The sequence below is a fragment of the Pantoea sp. SGAir0418 genome (assembly GCF_043529865.1).
Genome location: NZ_CP027911.1, coordinates 186,726 through 206,796, shown reverse-complemented (window position 1 = coordinate 206,796; position 20,071 = coordinate 186,726). Strand labels below are relative to the sequence as shown.

At 57.1% G+C, this 20,071-nt stretch carries 14 protein-coding genes; 7 read left to right on the top strand and 7 right to left on the bottom strand.

The window, feature by feature from the left end; genetic code table 11:
- Positions 1–355 precede the first annotated feature (355 nt).
- Entirely contained in the window at positions 356–703 is a 348-nt protein-coding gene (locus C1N84_RS00905; protein WP_136548270.1) for a hypothetical protein, read from the top strand.
- Between the two features lie 176 nt (positions 704–879).
- On the opposite strand, the gene C1N84_RS00900 is transcribed toward C1N84_RS00905, so the two are convergent.
- Positions 880–1,500 (bottom strand): hypothetical protein, encoded by a 621-nt coding sequence (locus C1N84_RS00900; protein WP_104094171.1) that lies wholly within the window; start codon positions 1,498–1,500, stop codon positions 880–882.
- A gap of 229 nt (positions 1,501–1,729) precedes the next feature.
- On the opposite strand from C1N84_RS00900, the gene C1N84_RS00895 reads away from it, so the two are divergent.
- Together C1N84_RS00895 and C1N84_RS00890 are read left to right on the top strand one after the other, a co-directional pair.
- Positions 1,730–2,356: a response regulator gene (locus C1N84_RS00895; RefSeq protein ID WP_059012542.1), complete on the top strand. Its 627-nt coding sequence runs from the start codon at positions 1,730–1,732 to the stop codon at positions 2,354–2,356.
- A 2-nt stretch (positions 2,357–2,358) separates the two neighbouring features.
- Positions 2,359–5,982: a response regulator gene (locus C1N84_RS00890; RefSeq protein WP_264441883.1), complete on the top strand. Its 3,624-nt coding sequence runs from the start codon at positions 2,359–2,361 to the stop codon at positions 5,980–5,982.
- Between the two features lie 422 nt (positions 5,983–6,404).
- Here C1N84_RS00890 and C1N84_RS00885 read toward each other — a convergent pair whose 3' ends face one another.
- Positions 6,405–7,805 (bottom strand): autotransporter domain-containing protein, encoded by a 1,401-nt coding sequence (locus tag C1N84_RS00885; RefSeq protein ID WP_264441884.1) that lies wholly within the window; start codon positions 7,803–7,805, stop codon positions 6,405–6,407.
- A gap of 148 nt (positions 7,806–7,953) precedes the next feature.
- Positions 7,954–11,625: a S6 family peptidase gene (locus tag C1N84_RS00880; RefSeq protein WP_264441885.1), complete on the bottom strand. Its 3,672-nt coding sequence runs from the start codon at positions 11,623–11,625 to the stop codon at positions 7,954–7,956.
- A gap of 178 nt (positions 11,626–11,803) precedes the next feature.
- Between C1N84_RS00880 and C1N84_RS00875 the strand changes: the two genes are divergently transcribed.
- Positions 11,804–12,151: a hypothetical protein gene (locus C1N84_RS00875; RefSeq protein ID WP_211724969.1), complete on the top strand. Its 348-nt coding sequence runs from the start codon at positions 11,804–11,806 to the stop codon at positions 12,149–12,151.
- Positions 12,152–12,759: 608 nt separating this feature from the next.
- On the opposite strand, the gene C1N84_RS00870 is transcribed toward C1N84_RS00875, so the two are convergent.
- Entirely contained in the window at positions 12,760–13,254 is a 495-nt protein-coding gene (locus tag C1N84_RS00870; protein WP_031279815.1) for a helix-turn-helix domain-containing protein, read from the bottom strand.
- Positions 13,255–13,573: 319 nt separating this feature from the next.
- Here C1N84_RS00870 and C1N84_RS00865 point away from each other — a divergent pair, with 319 nt between their 5' ends.
- A complete protein-coding gene (locus tag C1N84_RS00865; protein WP_264441886.1) occupies positions 13,574–14,596 on the top strand; it encodes an alpha/beta fold hydrolase in 1,023 nt (340 codons plus the stop codon).
- A 7-nt stretch (positions 14,597–14,603) separates the two neighbouring features.
- On the opposite strand, the gene C1N84_RS00860 is transcribed toward C1N84_RS00865, so the two are convergent.
- From C1N84_RS00860 to proP, 3 genes are all read right to left on the bottom strand, one after another.
- On the bottom strand, positions 14,604–15,578 hold the full coding sequence (locus C1N84_RS00860) for a GGDEF domain-containing protein (RefSeq protein WP_058770949.1): 975 nt from the start codon (positions 15,576–15,578) through the stop codon (positions 14,604–14,606).
- A gap of 116 nt (positions 15,579–15,694) precedes the next feature.
- Positions 15,695–16,672 carry a porphobilinogen synthase gene (gene hemB, locus C1N84_RS00855; protein WP_031279816.1) on the bottom strand — a complete coding sequence of 326 codons (978 nt, stop codon included), beginning with the start codon at positions 16,670–16,672 and terminating at the stop codon, positions 15,695–15,697.
- Positions 16,673–16,950: 278 nt separating this feature from the next.
- Positions 16,951–18,456 (bottom strand): glycine betaine/L-proline transporter ProP, encoded by a 1,506-nt coding sequence (proP, locus tag C1N84_RS00850; RefSeq protein WP_264441887.1) that lies wholly within the window; start codon positions 18,454–18,456, stop codon positions 16,951–16,953.
- A gap of 358 nt (positions 18,457–18,814) precedes the next feature.
- Between proP and C1N84_RS00845 the strand changes: the two genes are divergently transcribed.
- Positions 18,815–19,606: a hypothetical protein gene (locus C1N84_RS00845; protein ID WP_021508121.1), complete on the top strand. Its 792-nt coding sequence runs from the start codon at positions 18,815–18,817 to the stop codon at positions 19,604–19,606.
- Complete coding sequence (locus C1N84_RS00840) at positions 19,599–20,069, top strand: hypothetical protein (protein WP_021508122.1); 471 nt, start codon at positions 19,599–19,601, stop codon at positions 20,067–20,069. The genes C1N84_RS00845 and C1N84_RS00840 overlap by 8 nt, the downstream gene beginning before the upstream one ends.
- Positions 20,070–20,071 lie beyond the last annotated feature (2 nt).

Genomic DNA, 20,071 nt, shown 5'->3' with positions numbered 1-20,071 from the left:
TTTCCCTCACCCTAACCCTCTCCCGCAAGCGGAAGAGGGAACTGGCCGGTGCCGGTTGGGAGAGGAAACTAGGCGGTGCATACCTTTCACACTTTTCACCCGCAGCGCCTTCCTGGTTAACTCATGTGACGCACGGCATTCCCCGCCCGCAGCGGACCGCTCCCTCTCCCGCTTGCGGGAGAGGGCCGGGGTGAGGGCAAACCCAAACCCAAACGACTAAGAATCTCCCCCATTTGTCAGACTGCACTGACCGGCGCGTAGGCCTGGTCTCATTAACCTTAAACCTGCCAGTCCTTAAAATAGCCTGAGGCCAGCCGGTCAGCACAGGGGAAGCGCAGGGATGAAAGACGCATACATGGATTGGTTCATTCACCACTTTATTCAGCCGCCGCGCCAGGCGCGCGTGCGTTTGCTGGCTTATACCGGAGGGCCGGTGGCAGCGCATCAGCTGGCGAACAGCCTGCCGCGCTGGCTCACTAACGATGTGCAGCACCTGCGACGCGGCATGATGCGCGAGTACCGGGCGCAGATTAACGGCATGGCGCATTTTCCGGCGCTGGTGACGGATTTCAATGACGCGCGCACGCTGGCGCTGGGGGAGCTGCAGCCGCAAAGGTGTAAGCTAAGGCTGGTGATCAGCCCTGCAGCCGGGAAATTTTTCCTTTTCGACCAGACAGGCGATGTATGGATAGGTTGTATTTAACGTCTGATTTGTTTTGGACACGCCATGGCAGGGGAAATTAAAGCCTGAAAGGATGCTGCTACAACAAAATTTTGTCGCGCTGTTAAAGTTAGCATTTTGTTGTTATCGGATTATTCCCTCCGTGTCAAAAATCGAGCGCTGTTAACGCAAGAAAATTTTATTAACTAAAAGTGACATCATTGTGATGTCCTTGATGCGCACGCCAGCATGGCATTAAGCGATGAAAAACCGCTTCTTGCCAGGCAATTAATTTTGCTACGACTGATTTCACGTGGGTGCAGTCCCATCTCTCGGGCAATCAAAGACGGTTTCACTCCGCGTAATAAAGCGCAAATGACGCGTTTTTCACGTATGAGGGCGTTTTTCCCGATTAACTGTTCTTCAACCGATTCAGGTTTAGCTTGCAACAGATTATGTATTACCTGATGCAGCGTCGTTAATTTTTCTTTTTTCATTACTACATCACTGAAGTCTGCATCCAAGAGTGTGCGACGCATCGCCTTAGCTTCTTCATCCAATAAAATCAACGTGCTGCCTTTGAACCATTCAGGAATGAGAAGTAACTCTGCCAGACCTGCCGCATCACGAGGCAGGTCGGTAATCACTAAATCGGCATAACTAAACATGAGCTCATCTGATATCGCTTCTGGCGCACCCAGTATCGTTTGCACTTCACATCCCGGGAGTGAACGGCAAAGCTCGTGTAAACCCGTCAGTGCAAAATTGCAGCTTAGCGCAATAATGATTTTTTTTGATTTATTATCGTCACCAGTGTTGAACAGAATATCCATTCCCATTTTTGTGCTCTTATTTTATGACGGTTTGTGAAATTGTTTACAGGGTGATTAATTGCGACATGAAGATCATACGATTAATGTTCTTACAAAGATATGGGATTGTTCATCGGTGCCGTGTAGGACGTGGCCTACGTTTTGTTATTTGATTATTATTGATTATTTGTTGAATTTATTAGTCTAATAGTTGGATAGAGGAAGTTTATATTTGGCTACTGACAGGAAATGAATCATGGCGAACTTTATCGTCGTCGACGATCATCCCATGGCGCGTATGGCTGTAACTTTTTTACTTGAAAAAGAAGGGCATACCTTAATTGCCGAAACTGATGATGGTCGCGAAGCACTCGAGCTGGTTGATCAGCATTACCCGGAAATCGTCGTAATGGATATTGATATTCACTCGATAAATGGTATTGAAGTAGTAAAAACTCTGCGCGCCAGGAGTTTTCCGGGTATTATTATTATCGTCTCAGGTAAGAATCAGAGTTTCTATGCAATACAGAGTATTCGCTGTGGCGCAAATGGTTTTATCAGTAAAAAAGACAATTTGCCGGAAATCATCACCGCAATTCGGGCGGCACAAAATGGTTATGGCTACTTTCCGTTAGCCGGTATTAATGCACCACCGGAACAGAGCAGCACTCATCCCGATATCCGGCTACTGGAATCGCTGTCGCCGCAGGAATTTCAGGTATTTAACTACCTGTTGAAGGGGCTGGATAACATGCGCATTGCTAACCGCATGAATCTTAGCAATAAAACCGTTTCTACTTATAAAAGCCGTCTGCTGGATAAGTTGCATTGTCAGAGCCTGCGCGATCTCTTTGCCTTTGCCAATCGTAATCATATGGAGTAGCGATGCTGCGCCTGGTCACTCTGCTTCTGCTGCTGTTGAGCCCGCTACTGGCCGCCCAGCCGCAGCCCGAAATATTTCAGTTGTTCAGCCGTGAAAAGCTGGCACCGATGCATATTGAGTTGAGCGGTGACGAGTGGCGCTGGCTGCGCATTAAACATGAGCTGCGCATCGCGGTGTGGGCACCGGAGCTGCCGCCTTATCTGATCTTTCAGGAGGCAGCGGGCAGCGGCAACAGCGTGGAAGGGATCTACGCCGATTATCTGCAACTGCTGGCGCGTAATCTTGGCGTGCAGGCGGTGATGGTGCGTTATCCCAGTCAGACGGCGGCGCAGGCAGCGGTGAAAAGCGGCGCGGCGGACGCCTTGTTTAGCTCGCCGGGGCGCGAACTGCACGATGCGGCGGCCTTCAGGGCGACAGACAGTTTTCTCATCGATCGTCCGGTGGTGATTGCTGCGGAGAAGCAGGCCTCACAGCCGGTGCCCTACGATGCGCCGCTGCGCCTCGCCATGCGCGAAGGCTTTTTGACCGATGCTCAAATCAAACAGCGTTTTCCGCAGGCCAGTATAGTGCGTTATCCCTCCAGCCAGGCGGCGCTGGCGGCAGTGGCCAGTGGCGAAGCGGACTATGCGCTCGGCAGCCTGCAGGCGGCGACGTTTTTGATTGAGCGCAGCTATGTCAATCAGCTGGCGCTGGCAGCGATTTTGCCGCAAGACGCGCTGTACGGCAGCCGTCTGGTGGTGAAAGCCGATAATCAGCCGCTGTTGAAAGCGCTGAATGCCACCATCGCCGCCATTCCCGGCGAACAGCATCGGCTGATTTCGCGGCAGTGGACGCAGCGGCCGGACGTCTGGCGCCTGCAGGAGCCGCTCAGCCTGACGCCGCGCGAGCAGCAGTGGCTGCAGCAGCATGCGCAGGTGAAAGTGGGGTTCAATCCGTTCTCCGCACCGCTGGCGCTGCTGGATGAGCAGGGTGAATTTCAGGGCATTAGCGCCGATCTGCTGCATCTGATCCAGCTGCGCACCGGGCTGTTTTTCACCCCGGTGCCGGCGTATTCGTGGCGTGACGGCGTACAGCAACTGGAGCAGCATCAGGTAGCGATGCTGGCAGCGGTGGCGCAGGATGGCGGCCATCAGGAGGCAGTGCGCTTTACCCGACCTTACCTGAAGGTGCCGCTGGTGCTGCTGGTGCCGGACCAGCCTGATGCGCCGCAGGCTCTCTATCCCGGCATGAAGCTCAGTATCGTCAAAGGCAATCCGGCGCGTCAGGCGCTGCTGGATCGTTTCCCCACGCTGCAGTTGTCTGAAGTGGATAACGCCAGCCTGGCGCTGCAGCTATTGCAGGAGGGCAAGGTCGCCGGGCTGATCGATAACCAGCTGAGCGTGAACACATTACTGGCGCGCTACGCGCAGCAGCCGCTGAAGATCGTGTCGCGTCTGGCGCTGCCGCCGGTGGAGCTGAGCTTTGCCGTCAGCCGCGATCAGCCGGAGTTGCTGAGCATTATTGATAAGGCGCTGGCCGACATTCAGCCGAGCGAAATCTCGCTGATTGCCAGCCGCTGGCAGGGCACACCGCAGACTACGCGCACCACCTGGCCGCTGTACCGCGCGCAGTTTTACGCCATCACTCTGCTGACCGCGCTGCTGCTGATCGCCTGTCTGGCGTGGGTTAACTATCGCGGCAAAGAGGTGAAGCATCGCCGTCGCGCAGAAGCTGACCTGCAGGCTGAACTGCGCTTTCGTGATGCGCTGCTGAATGGCCTGCCAACGCCGGTCTACGTGCTGGATCGCAACTGGAACGTGGTCAGTGCTAACGGTGCGTTTCAGCGCTTTTTTGCCGGCGTCGACGCGCAGCGCCTGAGTTTTTCGCTTTACGATCAGCGCCATCCGCTGTCGCCTCTCATCAGCAAACTCTATCCGCTGATGAGCCCGGAAGCGGTCAACGATCCGGAACTGGTGGCGCTGGCGCATAACAGTCTGTGGGGCGATACCGCCCAGGATCTGGAAATTGAGATCGAAAACGGCAGCGAAGCGCGCATGGTGCACCACTGGGCGCAGGAGCAGCGCGATGCGCAGGGCAATATTACCGGGCTGATCTGCGGCTGGCAGGATGTTACCGCCTACGAACTGCTGATGCTGGCGCTGCAGGCGGAGAAAAAGGTGGCGGATGAAGCCAACCGTGCCAAGAGTTCGTTCCTCGCCACCATGAGCCATGAGATCCGCACGCCGATCAGCGCCATCATCGGCCTGCTGGAGCTGGAAGGGCGCAAACAGCGCGATAACGAAGCCATTCAGATCGCCTACGAGTCGGCCAACACGCTGCTGGGGCTGATTGGCGATATCCTCGACATGGCCAAGATTGAGAGCGGCCAGCTGGAGCTGATGCCGGAGTGGGTCAGCACCGAGCAGCTGGTGCTGCCGGTGGTGCGGTTGTTTGACGGCATGGCCAGCGGCAAAAATCTGACGCTGCACTACCACAGCGACACGCCGCCGGGGCTGGAAGTGTTTATCGATGCGGCACGCTTCCGCCAGGTGATCGCCAATTACATCAATAACGCCATCAAGTTTACCCACGAAGGCGGTGTTGAAGTGCGGGTGATTGGTCATGAGTGGGAAGACGGTTCGCTGGAGCTGGAGATTGAGATCGAAGACAGCGGCGTGGGCATCAACGCTGCCGACCAGGCCAAACTGTTTCAGCCGTTTGCCCAGACCGAAGAGGGCCGCAAGCAGACCGGCACCGGCCTTGGCCTGGTGATTAGCGCCCAGCTGCTGGAGAAGATGCAGGGCACCATGAACCTCAACAGCCAGCCGGGACGCGGCACGCTGATTCAGCTTAACGTGATGATGCCGGCACGCCGGGCGCGCAAGCTGCTGGAGAAAACCCGCGTGGCGCGCAGCCGTGCGCTGCCGCAGCTGAATATTCTGGTGGTCGACGACCATCCGGCCAACCGCCTGCTGCTGCGAAGCCAGCTCAGCGAGCTGGGCCAGCAGATCAGCGAAGCCAGCAGCGGCGAAGAGGCGCTGGCGCTGCTGGCGCATCAGGCGTTCGATCTGATCATTACCGACTGCAATATGCCGGGCATGAGCGGCATCGAACTGACGCAGACCCTGCGCCGCAGCGGCAACGCGGTGAAAATTTTTGGTCTGACGGCGAATGCGCAGTCGGACGTGCGCGTGCGCTGTCTGGAAGCGGGCATGAATGCCTGCCTGTTCAAGCCGCTGAAAATTGACAAGCTGGCCGAGCTGCTGAGCAGCAACGAGCCGGCCGCCGAAGTGCCGGCGCTGGATTCGCTGCTGTCGCTCGAATCGCTGCGCGCCATGGTGTATCACGACGATGCGATGGTGGCGAAGATGCTGGCGAAGGTCGGCGAGGAGAGCCGCAACGATATGCAGCAGTGCTGGCGCCATTTTGATGCACAGGACTGGCCGGCACTGGCCTCATCGCTGCACCGGCTGGGCGGATCGGCGCAGATCATTTACGCCGGCGAGATCGATGATCTGTGCGGGCAGATCGAGCGCGCCTGCCAAAGCGCTGAAGATCAGGAGGTCATCCGCGAAGGGCTTCTGCTGCTGGAAGAGAAGCTGGATACGCTGAACCAGTCGGTAGTGCATTATTTGCAGGCGTCGTGATGGCGCGGTGCGGTAATTGAAATGCGCGATAAATCGCGCCGCTACGGTTTGTGCGACTGGACAGTGCAGAGATCGCATCCGCAGATGGCGCGACTTATCGTGCAGATATCCCTTCCATGTGATGCCGCTGATAACCGCACGGGTTGTAGCGGCGCAATTTATCGCGCATTCCGCCGCGGTGCGGTAATTGAAATTGCGCGATGAATCGCGCCGCTACGGTTCGTGCGACTGGACAGTGCAGAAATCGCATCCGCGATGAATCATGATGGCGTGATTTCTCGCGCAGATATCCCTTCCATGTGATGCCGCAGATAACTGCACGGGTGGTAGCGGCGCAATTTATTGCGCATTCCGCCGCGGTGCGGTAATTAAAATTGCGCGATAAATCGTGCCGCTACAACAATCTGCATCCTTTTACTGGTTTAAAACGCCACTTTTACTCCGCTCAGCACATTCCAGTCGCTCACGCCGGGGCGATCCAGCCGCTGCTGCACCTGCAACTGCGTGCCGACCTCCACGTTTTCATGCAGCTGCCAGCTGACGTAACCGCCCAGCTGGGCGCTGTGGCGGGCGCGCTCAATCGGTAATCCGCGCATATCGCCGGCATCCAGCGTATTCTGCCTGCCGCTGTGCCAGACATAACGCGCATCCAGCCCAAGCTTCACTGACGACAGCGGCTGATAATCATACTTAACACCGCCAGCCAGGCTGAACTGCGGCGCCAGCTGATAGTTCACCTGCGCACCCTGTTGCTCGGTAAAATCCGCAATATGCAGCCACTGCACACCGGCTGCGGCCAGCGGCATCAGGCTATGCGCATCCTGCTGCCAGCGCCAGCCCGCTTCTGCGCCGATATTGCCGCTAACGGCGCTGATCCGCGCCACTTCCCCCTGGGTTTCATGGCGTAAAGTGCCGCGATAATGCGTCAGCCCCAGCGGTATCTCCAGCTGCCAGCCCTCAGGCGGCTGAATGCCAATCAGCGCATTAATGCCCTGGGTTTGCATACGCAGCTGGCTGCGCCCCGCCGGCGTATCCGACAGCATAGTCATCACGCCTTTATGCACGCCCGCACTGAAGGCCAGCGGGCTCTGTTCCGCTTCCGGCGTCCAGCGCGCGCCCAGCATCCAGCCCTGATAGCGGCTGGTGGCATCGCTATCGCCCTGCGCACTGCGATAGCGCTCGCCGCCGCTATAGCCATACACAAACAGGTTGTGATGATCATCCAGGCTCATCTGCCGGGCAGCGAAGTGGAAGCGGGTTTGCATGGTGTCGTTGAGGGCATACAGCATGTTGGGCAGGGCGAGATAGGTCGGGATTTGTGGCGCGGGTGCTAATTGTGGCGGTTCCGGCTCAGGCGGCGGTGGCGGCGGCAATATGACAGCTTCGCCTTTACCGGGGTCGGGTATCGGAGCCACGACACCGGGATTATTAATATTCGGCAATCCTTCATCTTTTTCCCCGGTCAGGACCATGGTCTGTAACCGGTAATACCACAAATGATGGCTGTTATTGCCGGCCAGCACGCTGGATCGCACCAGGCCCGAGGTTGCCGGATTGATCTCATCAAACCATGAGCCGCGGGCGATCATTTTCCCAAGCTGTTTAATCCCTTCGCCAGTCTGGCGGCTGACCTGCGCCATCAGCGGCAGCTCAGGGATTTCCTGGGTTGATGGACCATGAAAGGCTTCCGGTGGATGCGGAATATTCGCAGCGTTAACGTTATTATTTTGTGATGTGGAAAATGCAGGGTAGCGCTCATCAGCGAATGCAGGAAGGCTATAACAGAACGTACTGATCACCAGCGTCAGCGGGGTAAGTTTCATATTCTCTTCCATGGATGAAAATAGCGAGAATCGCAAACCTAAAGCGACCGACTAACGTGGCAATTAAGTTTTGTCTGGTTTTTTTTCAGAAAAGCATAAAAAAGCCCGGTAAGACATGTCCCGGGCTGATGCGTGGTGAGAGCCGTGATTAAAAACTGATTTTCACACCGGCCTGCAGATTCCAGTCGCTGATGCCTTCCTGCGTCAGGCGCTGCTGGCCCTGAAGCTGGGTGTTAAGCTCCAGATTGTCCAGCACCTGCCAGCCGGCGTAACCGCTGTACTGCAGGCTATTGCCGCCGCGTCCGGTGGCGAAGTGCGCCGCCTGCTGGCCGTCACCAATCGCCACCCGATCGCGCTGGCTGATGTGCTGCACGTAGCGCGTTTCCGCGCCCAGCTTCAGCTTCTCGTTGAGGCGGAAGTCGTATTTTACGCCGCCGGAGAGCTGCCATTGCAGCGGATTATCGTAGCTCACCTGTGCGCCGTCGCTGTCGGTGAAATCATTGATATCGAGCCACTGCGCATTCACACCGGCCACCGGCGTTAGCGCATGCGCGCCGGACTGCCAGCGCCAGCCGCTGTCGAGCCCGAGGTTCACGCCGCGCGCTTTCAGCTGCGTCACGTTACCGCGCAGGTCAGTGCTGACGCTGCCGCGGTACTGCATCACGCCAGCTGGCACGGCCAGCTGTAGGCCCTGATCGGGCTGCCAGCTCAGTAGCGCACTGGCGCCCAGCGTATCAATGCGGGCGTGACTATTGCCGTCTCGCGCTTCCGGTGTGATGCTCAGATTGCCTTTATTGACGCCGACACTCAGCGCCAGCGCGGACTGCAGCGGGAAGCGGCTGCCAATCATCCAGCCCTGATAGCGGCTGTGAAAATCGTAGCCGTAATCCATAAAGCCGCCCGCGCTGTGATAGCGGTCGTCGCCGGTGTAGCCGGACACAAACAGATCCGGACGGCCCTCTGCGCTCGCCTGCTGTGCGCTGCTGCTGAACAGCGCTTGCAGGTTATGCGTCACGCTGTGGAAGGCGGCAGGCAGCGAGATGTAGGCCGGCACCTGCGGAATCACCGCCGCGCGCACCTTACCTGGCTCCGGTTTTGGCTCTGGCTGCGGCACCTGCGGATTTTCCGGTTCCGGCTGCGGTTCAGGCTCGGGTTGCGGTTCAGGCTCGGGCTGCGGTTCAGGCTCCGGCTCCGGCAGGTAAGGTTCGCGGTTATCCCCTTCCGCCAGCAGAATGTTTTGCAGGCGGTAATCCCAGAACTGATCCCCTTCGCCCGCCATCAGACGCTCATCGCCACTGGCGCGGCCCGGTGCAAAGGCGTACAGACCGTAAGCCCAGGCGCCGCGCGCCACATAGCTGCCGGCCAGCTGGACGCTGTCGGCGTGCGCCTGGCCACCGACCTGCACCAGCGACACACCTTCATTGTTATCCGCTGCGCCGTTGTGGTTGCGATCGCTATCGATCCAGCTGGCCTGCGGTTTTACCGTCAGCCACAGCGGCGCATCGTCCGGCTGTTGCAGATCGCCATCGATCAGCAGGCGATCGCTGGCGTTATTGCGGAACGCGGAGTTCAGCACCAGCGCCGTGTCGCGCCCGTGGTGCAGATCGCCAAGGCGCATGGCTGACCAGCTGTCCGGCGCATTGTTCCAGCCCGGTGCCAGCGTGACGTTATCGGCGAGGCTGGCATGATTGATGACGCCGCCGCCGGAGAGCAGCGTGCCGGTGGCCATGTTCAGCGGCGTGTGCAGCCGGCCGCTCACTTCCAGCTCGCCCTGCTGCACTTCAATGCCCTGCTGGTTACTGACGTCACCGCTCAGCGTCAGCCGGCCGTCACCGCTTTTAATCACGCGGCCCTGGCCACTGATATTGGCGCTGATGGTGGAAGCCAGCTCGCCCAGCGTGCTGACGTACTGCGCGATATCGGCAATCAGGCTGGAAGCGGTGCCGCTCAGGTTGATGTCGCCGGCCAGCGTGGATCGGCCCAGCACGTTAAGCGTGGCCTTGTCGGCCAGCGTGATGTCGCTGGTAACGTGAGCGTGCTCAGCGACGGTTAGCGCGGCGTCATGCGCCACCTGCAGCTGGTTGATGTGATACGTTTTGTCCTGCCAGTCATTGGCAAAGAACACCTTCCCGGCATGCTCAACCTGTTCGCCGCTCAGCGTTAGCACACCATCGGCCACCGCCAGCTGATTAAGCTGCGCGCCGCCGGCCAGCTGCCAGCGCTGATGGGTGGTCACGTTGAGGTTATCGCGTGAGTCCGCTTCGCCCAGCTCGCCGAGAAACAGGCGGTTATCGCCGGTGAGATCGAGATGCGCCAGCGTCTGGCTGCGGTTAACGATGCGCGCGCCACTGTCGTTGTGCAGGATATCGTCGAAGGTCAAATCGAGGCCGTTAACGTCCAGCGTACCGCCGCGATAGCCGAAGCGGATGTTGTCGGTGCTTAATTGATCGGCGCTGTTGAGTACCACGGTCGGGCGGCCGCTGAACAGGGTGACGGTAGAGAAGGCCTGTATACGTCCCTGCGCGTCGGCCTGCTGGTCAAGGATGACTGTGCCGTCGCCAACGTTAAGCGCGCCGGGATTGATGCCGCTGGCGTTAACGTGTAGCGTGCCGGCGCCGATTTTGTGCAGCGCATCGTCCTGCAGGCCGTTAACCTGCCACAGCACGGTTTTGTCCTTGTCGACCTCAACGCCGCCGCCGACCCAGCTGAAGTTGCTGTCGCCTGCGCCACGCAGGGTGTAGTCATTGGAAAAATGCAGGCGGCCGGCACCGAGATTGACCGACTGCGCCAGCTCGATGATGCCGCCGTCGCCGTTGAAGCGCAGATCTTTGGTGGCATCGAGCTGTTCATTGCTGGCGCTGGCGGGTGCGGTTTCAGCCTGCGCCTGCTCAAGCCCGTGCCATTGCCAGCTTTTGCCATCCTGCGTAATGCTGTCACCGCGCCATTCGAGGATACTGCTGCCGCTGTCTTCAACATCAGCATCCCTGACGGAATCCAGTACCTCCTGCACATGCTTTCCATTAATTAATTCACTGGCAAAGGAATAATTGTAGGTAGTACCCCCATAGCCGCCAGAATGGACAGCGAACTGTACCCAGCGTTTTTCAACACTGTCCCAGGCAAACACCGGGCTACCGCTATCACCTCCACGGGTACCAATACTTAGCAGGGAAAATGAGGGGTGATCAGGTGAAAAAATTCTCCACTTAATGTAGTCCTTATAAAAATTCGTAATGGCGCCGGGTTTAAAGGTTCCACCGGTGTTATAGACGTAGGCGCCATCGATAGGTATCAATTTACCGCTTTCTGGATCGTCGATTTGCTGATAACCGGCACCCAGGCGGGCAAATACGGTATAGCGACTGCGATTCGCTAATAATTCTTCACCGCCGATGTAAGGCGAAGGCGCGCTTTCGACGACCACCTTATTAACCCGCGGTAAATGAAAGTCTCGCGTAGGATCATTATTGTAGTTAATGCCACGGTAAGTCGGCGAAAATTTGGCTTTTTTGCCTAAATTCAGCGACAGAACATATCGAACATGTTTGGCACCTGTGACAAAAGATGGCGCGATAAATGAGCTGAAACCCTCGTCGCTGACCATGCTAAAGTCCGGCATCGGCACGTCCAGTACATAGCCTTCAAAGGTGCCGTCTTTGCGATAGAGGGGAATATCGGTGGCACCGATAGCATATTTGCCCCGGTTTTCGGCAAAATCGCGGTATTCCTGCACGTCAATGTCATGGCGCATAATCCCGGCATAGGGTGAACCGCTAAGGCACAAGGTACTAATCAGCAGCGCCAGCTGGCTTTTTTTCATGATGTCCATTCCCTGAATGACGAGGAAAATTGAGCGGGCTACTTTATAAGCACATCGGTGCATTCCCCGTTAAGCCTCGTCTCAATCTGCCGGAGAAAAGCCTGAAAATGGCGTGCGGCATGGCGCGGCGAATCTGTTAAGATCGCGGCGTTTTCTTTTTCAGCTGGTCAATAAATCCATGTTAAAAATCAAATTCCTGCTGCCGCTGCTGCTGGTTATCAGTGCACTGATCTGGTGGCTGATGCCGCATTACAGTGATGAGGACAAAGCTTATTACATCGCGACCTTTTGTACGCTGACCCATGACGGGCGCGATAACAGCGCGCAGGCGATGCAGCAGATTATTGAAGGCGGTAATTCGGATTACGCGCTGCAGAAGATTCATTTCCAGTCCGGGCTGGCGGAGCATCTGCAAACGGTATGGCAGGATTTGTCGCCGCAACAGCAGCAGCAGGCGCGGCAGGACGCGTTTGTTTGTCGCCAGTTGATGTCAGATAAGCTGCTGCCGGGCCAGCCGGTGCGCTGAGGAATAAAAGGGTTTCACCGGCCGGACAGGCACGGTGCGGCGGAACATCAGCGCGATGAATCGCGCCGCTACAATCTGTGCGGTTGATAAGCACCGAAATGACGTTTCGCACGTACCGTAGCGGCGCAATTTATTGCGCAATGTCCTGAATGGACACAGTGCAACTCAACATCAGCGCGATAAATCGCGCCGCTACAATCTGTGCGGTCAACAGGCACCGAGATGATATTTCGCACGTACCGTAGCGGCGCAATTTATTGCGCAATGCCCGGATGGGCACGGTGCACCTGAACATCAGCGCGATAAATCGCGCTGCTACAATCTGTTCGGTCAACAGGCACCGAAATGATATTTCGCACGTACCGTAGCGGCGCAATTTATTGCGCGATGCCCGGATGGGCACGGTGCGGCGGAACATCAGCATGATAAATCGCGCCGCTACAATCTGTGCGGTCGACAGGCACCGAAATGACTTTTCGCACGTACCGTAGCGGCGCAATTTATTGCGCGATGCCTGAATGGGCACGGTGCCACTTAACATCAGCGTAATAAATCGCGCCGCTTAAACCTGTGCGGTTATAAATATTTTCCCGAAATATCAGACGTGATTAACGTACCGCGCAGCTAATACGCGCTGGAAACTTCCCATTATTTTCGCTGACCGGATTAACAACCGGTTTTTCCTGCTCGCTGCGATTAAACCCGACTTTGCGACACAGCGCGCAGGGATCGTCACTGCTGCGCAACAGGGCTTCGGCAGCATCGCTCAGCTGGCGTTTGCGGCAGAATAGCGGCGTGCAGCCCATCACCTGTTTAAACGAGCGGGTAAAGGATTGCTGACTTTCGAAATGGTATTTAACCGCCAGACTGATAATCGGTGTACGGCTGAATTTCAGCTCATTCACGCAACAAATCAGTTTCTTTTTGCGAATATAACGCGCCAGCGTTTCGTTATGGTAACGGGCAAACAGTTTCTGTAAATACCATTTGGAATAGCCAGATTTCAGTGCAATATCATCAATGCTCAAACGTTGATCCAGGTTGGCCATAATCCATTCGGTCACCGAATCAATCACCCCTTGGTTGTATTTTTGCTGCATCATTATGGTCCTCCAATAACTCGACACAGTGTAATTAAATTAAACTTTTTAAGCACTGTCGTAACGTAAAGTTTTATCAGGAAATGGCTTTTTTATTAATTGTCATCAAGACTGGTCTTGTTTATCGTGAAATTAATCACCGACATGTTGTGATGATGTTGAATAGTTGCCGTAATTACGGCCGTTATTATTAACGCAAATGGGTTATCGCTTTGCGCGGCTTAACAGTCAAAGGTGTTCCGGGCGGCGGCACGGCGCATCAATATCCACCGGCGGTTTTCGTGCCAGACTGAGGGTTTTTCCCCTGTACAGAAGAGGTCACATGACGTTTCGTTTTCGATTAAAACCGTTACTCAGCGTAGCGCTGACGTCAGCGATGCTGTGCGGCACGCTCAGCGCGCAGGCCGCAGAGGCCGTGTATGGCGAGCAGCTGGAGGGATTTCACTATCCTTATCCGTTGCAGCATTTTACCTTCTCCTCCCAGCAGCAGTCGCTCAGCATGGGCTATATGGACGTGAAGCCGGCGCAGCAGGCCAATGGTCAGACAGTGGTGCTGATGCACGGTAAAAACTTCTGCGCTGCCACCTGGGAAGACACCATCAACGCGCTGAGCCAGCAGGGCTATCGCGTGATTGCGCCGGATCAGATTGGTTTTTGCACCTCCACCAAACCCGCCCGCTATCAGTACAGCTTCCAGCAGCTGGCGCAAAACACCCATCAGCTGTTAGCGCAGCTCGGCATTGAGAACGCGGTGATCGTTGGCCACTCAACCGGCGGTATGCTGGCGACGCGTTACGCACTGATGTATCCGCAGCAGACGCAGAAGCTGGTGCTGGTCAATCCGATTGGCCTTGAGGACTGGAAGGCGAAGGGCGCGCCATGGCGCTCAGTGGATCAGTGGTATCAGCGCGAGCTGAAGCTCGACGCGGCGGGTATTAAGAAATATGAGCAGCACACCTATTACAGCGGCCAGTGGAAGCCGGAATATGACAAATGGGTGCAGATGCTGGCCGGGCTGAATAAAGGACCGGGGCATGAGAAAGTGGCGTGGAACTCGGCGCTGATCTACGACATGATTTTCACCCAGCCGGTCTATTACGAGTTTAAAGACCTGAAGGTGCCGACCACGCTGATGATCGGCACGGCCGATACCACGGCGATTGGCAGCGATATCGCTTCACCGGCGGTGAAAGCGCAGCTCGGCCATTACAATGTGCTGGGCAAACAGGTGGCACAGCTGATTCCCGGCGCGCGGCTGATTGAGTTCCCCGGCATGGGGCACGCGCCGCAGATGGAAGCGCCAGCGAAGTTTAATCAGACGTTGATTGACGACCTGGCGCATTAAGGAGCGGCTATCTGCGCGGCTGCCTTTTCTGGTACTTGGCGGCGTACATGCGTGCGTCGCTGCTTTCCAGCAGCTGCTCCAGCGATTGCGGCTGCTGCGGATCAAATTCCACGATGCCCGATGAAAACTGCAGCGTGTAGCGCCGCTCCAGATCCTGCATCTGTTTATGCAGATAGTGGGCGAAGCGCGCCAGCGTCACTTCCGCCTCATCCTGACGAATGCCGTTCAGCAGCACCACAAACTCATCACCGCCGAGCCGGGCAAAGATATCGGCATGGCGAAAACTCACCTTCATGGCATCGGCAAAGTCCATCAGCGCGCGGTCGCCCTCGCGGTGACCATGCCGGTCGTTGATGGCCTTGAAGCCGTCGAGATCGAGAAACGTCAGGCTGGCGGGCAGCTGTTTTAGCTGGCACTCATTCAGCGCCATCTGACCCAGCGTCATAAAGCCGCGCCGGTTGGTGATTTGCGTTAGCTCATCGGACGTCGCGGTCTGAAACGCTACCAGCTCGGCTTCGGCCATGGCCGCCAGATCGCGCAGCGCGTGCAGATCCTCCGCGTTGAACTGGCGCGCATGATTATCGATGATGCACAGCGTACCGACTTTGGCACCAGACGGCGTGCGCAGCGGATAGCCCGCGTAGAAACGCACCGGATTGTCTGCATCGGTAACCAGCGGATTATCGCTGAAGCGCTTGTCGGCCAGCGCGTCCTCGACCACCATCACCTCATCCTGCAGAATGGTATGACCGCAAAAAGAGATGTTACGCGCGGTGGTTGGCCGATCAAAACCGTCGCTGGATTTAAACCATTGATAGTCATTCTCCAGCAGACTGACCATCGCGACCGGAACATCAAACAGACGTCGGGCAAGGCGGGTTAAACGGTCAAAACGCTCTTCTGTGGGTGTGTGCAGAATGTTGAGCGCACGTAACTGGGCCAGACGCTGTGATTCGTCCGCAGGCAGTGCAGGTGCTTTCATCGCGTAACTCTTGTTAATGATGGATGTGTTACAGCAAACCGGATGTCGTGCCCGCGCAGGGGCAGAGAGCACTAAACAACCGCGGCAATGCGCGATTGTTTAGCGTAACGAGAGGATCAGAGCACTTTTTGCTCGGCAAGATCAAGGGCGAAATAGCTGAAAATGAGATCTGCACCGGCACGCTTAATGGCACCTAAGCTCTCCAGCACCACATTACGTTCATCAATGGCGCCCGCCTGAGCGGCAAATTTGATCATCGCGTACTCACCGCTCACCTGGTAAGCCGCCAGCGGCAGCGTGGTGCGCTCGCGGATATCACGCAGGATATCGAGGTAAGCGCCTGCCGGTTTGACCATCAGCGAATCTGCACCTTCCGCTTCATCAATCAGCGACTCGCGAATCGCTTCACGGCGGTTCATCGGGTTCATCTGATAGGTTTTGCGGTCGCCTTTCAGCGCGGTGCCCGCTGCTTCACGGAACGGGCCGTAGAACGACGAGGCGAATTTGGTGGAGTAAGACATGATAGCGGTATCGGTAAAACCGGCCGCGTCCAGCGCCTGGCGAATCGCTTTCACCTGGCCATCCATTGCTGCTGACGGCGCGATGAAGTCGGCACCGGCCTGCGCAGCAACCACCGCCTGTTTGCCGAGGTTAATCAGCGTCTGGTCGTTGTCGACGCCGTGATCGCACAGTACGCCGCAGTGGCCGTGGCTGGTGTATTCACAGAAGCAGGTATCGGACATGACAATCATTTCCGGCACCGTGTCTTTGCAGATGCGCGACATGCGCGCCACGAGGCCGTTTTCGTTCCACGCATCGCTGCCGGTGGCATCGGTGTGGTGCGAGATACCGAAGGTCATGACCGAACGGATACCGGCTTTGGCGATGCGTTCGATTTCGTACGCCAGACGTTTTTCCGGAATGCGCATCACGCCCGGCATGGCGTTGATTGGCACGTAATCATCCACGCCTTCTTCAACGAAGATCGGCAGGGCCAGATCGTTCAGGCTGAGGTGGGATTCCTGGAACAGTTCGCGCATCGACGCGCTTTTGCGCAGTCTTCTTGGGCGCTGAATGAGATTGAAATCAGACATGCTCGATTAACTTATGCTGGTGAAAAAAGTGGCGACAGTTTACCCCTTTTCGCCGGGTAGCATGAAGGATTGTGTGCGGTGCGGGCCGGGCGTCGTTGCCGGTCGGCATCAATGCCGCCCCTACAGCGCATCCGGCCACCGCCGAATCCCAACCCGCCGTTACCCGTAGGGTGCGCATTCATGCGCACCTGGAAGCCTCACCGCAGCACACACATTCTCACGCACCCGGCAACCGCAGAAACAAAACTCCCGCCAGGTGGCGGGAGTGAAAGGGCAAATTACTCGTTGATGTCCGGGTGCTGCTGCACCAGGTTTTTCCGCTTCGCCTCAAGGCGGGCGATCTCTTCATCAATATCTTCAATCTTCTGCTCGATGTTGTCGTGATGCTCCTGCAGGATCTCACGCGCTTCTTCGAGGTCCGATGCCGCCGGTGTCGCGCCGCGCAGCGGTTTGTTGGCGGTCTCTTTCATGTACAGACCGGTCACCAGACCGACCACCGCCACCACCATCAGATAGTAAGCCGGCATATACAGATTGTTGCTGGCTTCCACCGCCCAGGCGGTCACGGTTGGCGTCAGACCGGCAATCAGAATCGAGATGTTGAAGGCGCTGGCCAGCGCACTGTAGCGAATGTGCGTCGGGAACATCGCCGGCAGTGACGAGGCCATCACGCCGGTGAAGGCGTTGAGGATCACCGCCAGCAGCAGCAGACCGGCAAAAATCAGCCCCAGTACGTTACTGTTGATCAGCATAAAGGCCGGAATCGCACTGAAGAACAGGGCGATACTACCGACGATCACGAACGGACGACGGCCGAAGCGGTCGCTCAGCATGCCCATCACCGGCTGCACAAACAGCATCCCCATCATGATGGCGATGATAATCAGCACGCCGTGATCTTCCGAGTAGTGCAGGTTATGCGACAGATAGCTCGGCATGTAGGTCAGCAGCATGTAATAGGTCACGTTGGTGGCAAGCACCAGACCGATACAGGCCAGCAGGCTTTTCCAGTGTTTGCTGGCGATCTCTTTAAACGACACTTTCGGGCCGTCGCGCAGACCTTCGCGGTCGCCTTGCTCCAGCTTCTCAACATGCTGCTGGAACGCTGGCGTCTCTTCCAGTGCGTGACGCAGATACAGGCCGATAATGCCCAGCGGCAGCGCGAGGAAGAACGGAATACGCCAGCCCCAGTCGAGGAATTTCTGCTCGCCAATCACCGTTGAGATCAGCACCACCACGCCCGCGCCCAGCACGAAGCCGGCAATCGAACCAAAGTCCAGCCAGCTTCCCATGAAACCGCGCTTACGGTCCGGCGAATATTCGGCGACAAAGATTGACGCACCGGTATATTCCCCGCCCACCGAGAAGCCCTGCGCCATTTTCGCCAGCAGCAGCAGTATCGGTGCCCAGATGCCAATCGAGGCGTAAGAAGGGATCAGGCCGATACAGAAGGTACTGATCGACATGATGACAATGGTGATCGACAGGATTTTCTGGCGACCGTATTTATCGCCCAGCATGCCGAAGAACAGGCCGCCCAGCGGACGGATCAGGAACGGTACCGAGAAGGTCCCGAGTGCGGCAATCATCTGCACGCCAGGCGAGGCGTCCGGGAAGAACACTTTACCCAGCGCGTAGGCCACAAAGCCATAAACACCGAAATCGAACCATTCCATCGCGTTACCGAGTGACGCGGCGGTAATGGCCTTACGTAAACGAGCGTCATCGATAATCGTGACGTCATCCAGCCCAATAGGTTTTACACGCTTCCTACGTAATTTCATGAGGTTACCCTGTATTGGAATTCAAAAAGTCCTCAACGCTGCGGACTCGGTGGAGCGTTCAGTCCGCGGCGTTGAGAAAATTAAAGCATAGCCGTGAAAGTGGTTTTTTCCCTGGCCTGCCAAAGCAATTATTACTCAGGTAATTATTGCATCCCGCGACAGAGTATACCGTTTAAATGTGATATTTGTCATGTTTCCGCCAATAACTGGCTATTTTTTGGCTAAAACTATGGCCGTTTTGGTCCACAATCGCGGCAAAAAAATTGTCTGAATCGCGACGCAGGCCGCAGCGTAGATGCGCGGGCGAGCGAAAATATCTATACTTGCGCCAGTTTCTCTGCCGGAGATCGGGCGCCGCATGGCACGCTTTGTTTTATTTGCAAAAAGTCTCTGTTTTGACGTTGACCAGCAGGTCCTCTTCCCGGTGCAGTCGCCCGCGCACCGCGTGGCACTGACGCCGCTGCAAACCGCTATTCTGCGGCGCGTGATTGATGCGGATGGCAAACTGGTGCGCAACCAGACCCTGCATGCGTTGTTCCAGCGCGTCCCCAGCGACACACCGTTCGCCGAACGCCTGACGGCCACCATTGCCGCCATCAATCAGCAGGCGCTGCTGGCACACGCGCCGGGGCCGCTGGTGCATCAGGTGCCGCTGATTGGCTGCGTGCTGGCCGATCAGGTCGATGTGGCGCCGCTGAGCGATGAGCCGGTGGCTGCGCCAGCGGCAGCGGTGGTCAGTCCGCAACCTGCGCCCGCGCCGGCCAGCGTAAAGAAAAAGCGGCCTGTGCTGCGCTGGGTAATCGTTGCGCTGCTGCTGGTGAATGTCGCGCTGGCGCTGCTGGCACGCCAGATGTTTGCGCCGGTGCAGCACGATGCGCTGGATTTCCGGCCGCTGCTGCGCATTCAGAACAGCCAGGTGTTTATCCCCAGCCACCTGAAAGCCGATTCGTGGGTGGTGCAGGACGCGCTGCGGCGCTATCGGCAGTGGCAGCCGCGCCTGCCGGATGGCTCAGCGCCACCGATGGTGTACATCAACCCGGTGCGCACCCGACTCTTTTCCAGCACCTTCCTGTGCGCCAAACCGATCGCGCAGAAGGACAACGAATGTATTTCATGGATGGTGTCAGCGCAGGAGATACCCGATGCGTAAAGCGATAATCACAACGGCAGTGGTGCTGGCCTTTGTGCTGCCGTGGGCGCTGGCGCTGCTGCTGCGGCCGGCAGAACCGGTGCCGGAGTGGTGTGAGGTACCGTATCGTATTGATCATGAAGGCGCGCCGGCTGGCGCGATTGATGCCACCATTCGCACGCGCTTTAAGGCGGACGGCAGCGGCAGCTCAACGCTGACCGGCACCGTCACGGTACGCGATCGCCACTATCGCCTGCATCGCGTATCCGATACCACCTGGCGCCGCCAGGGCGATTTCATGCTCAGCACCACGCGCAACGTACGTATCCTGGCAGACGACACCGTACCGCCCGCGCTGGCGGCGCAGATCGTGTTTTCGCCAGCGCGCGAGGGCAATAACGATTATTACCAGATGTACCAGCTGCCCAATGGCGACCAGATGATTAATTATGCCGGGCTGCCGCGCCTGTACTGCCATAGCTAACC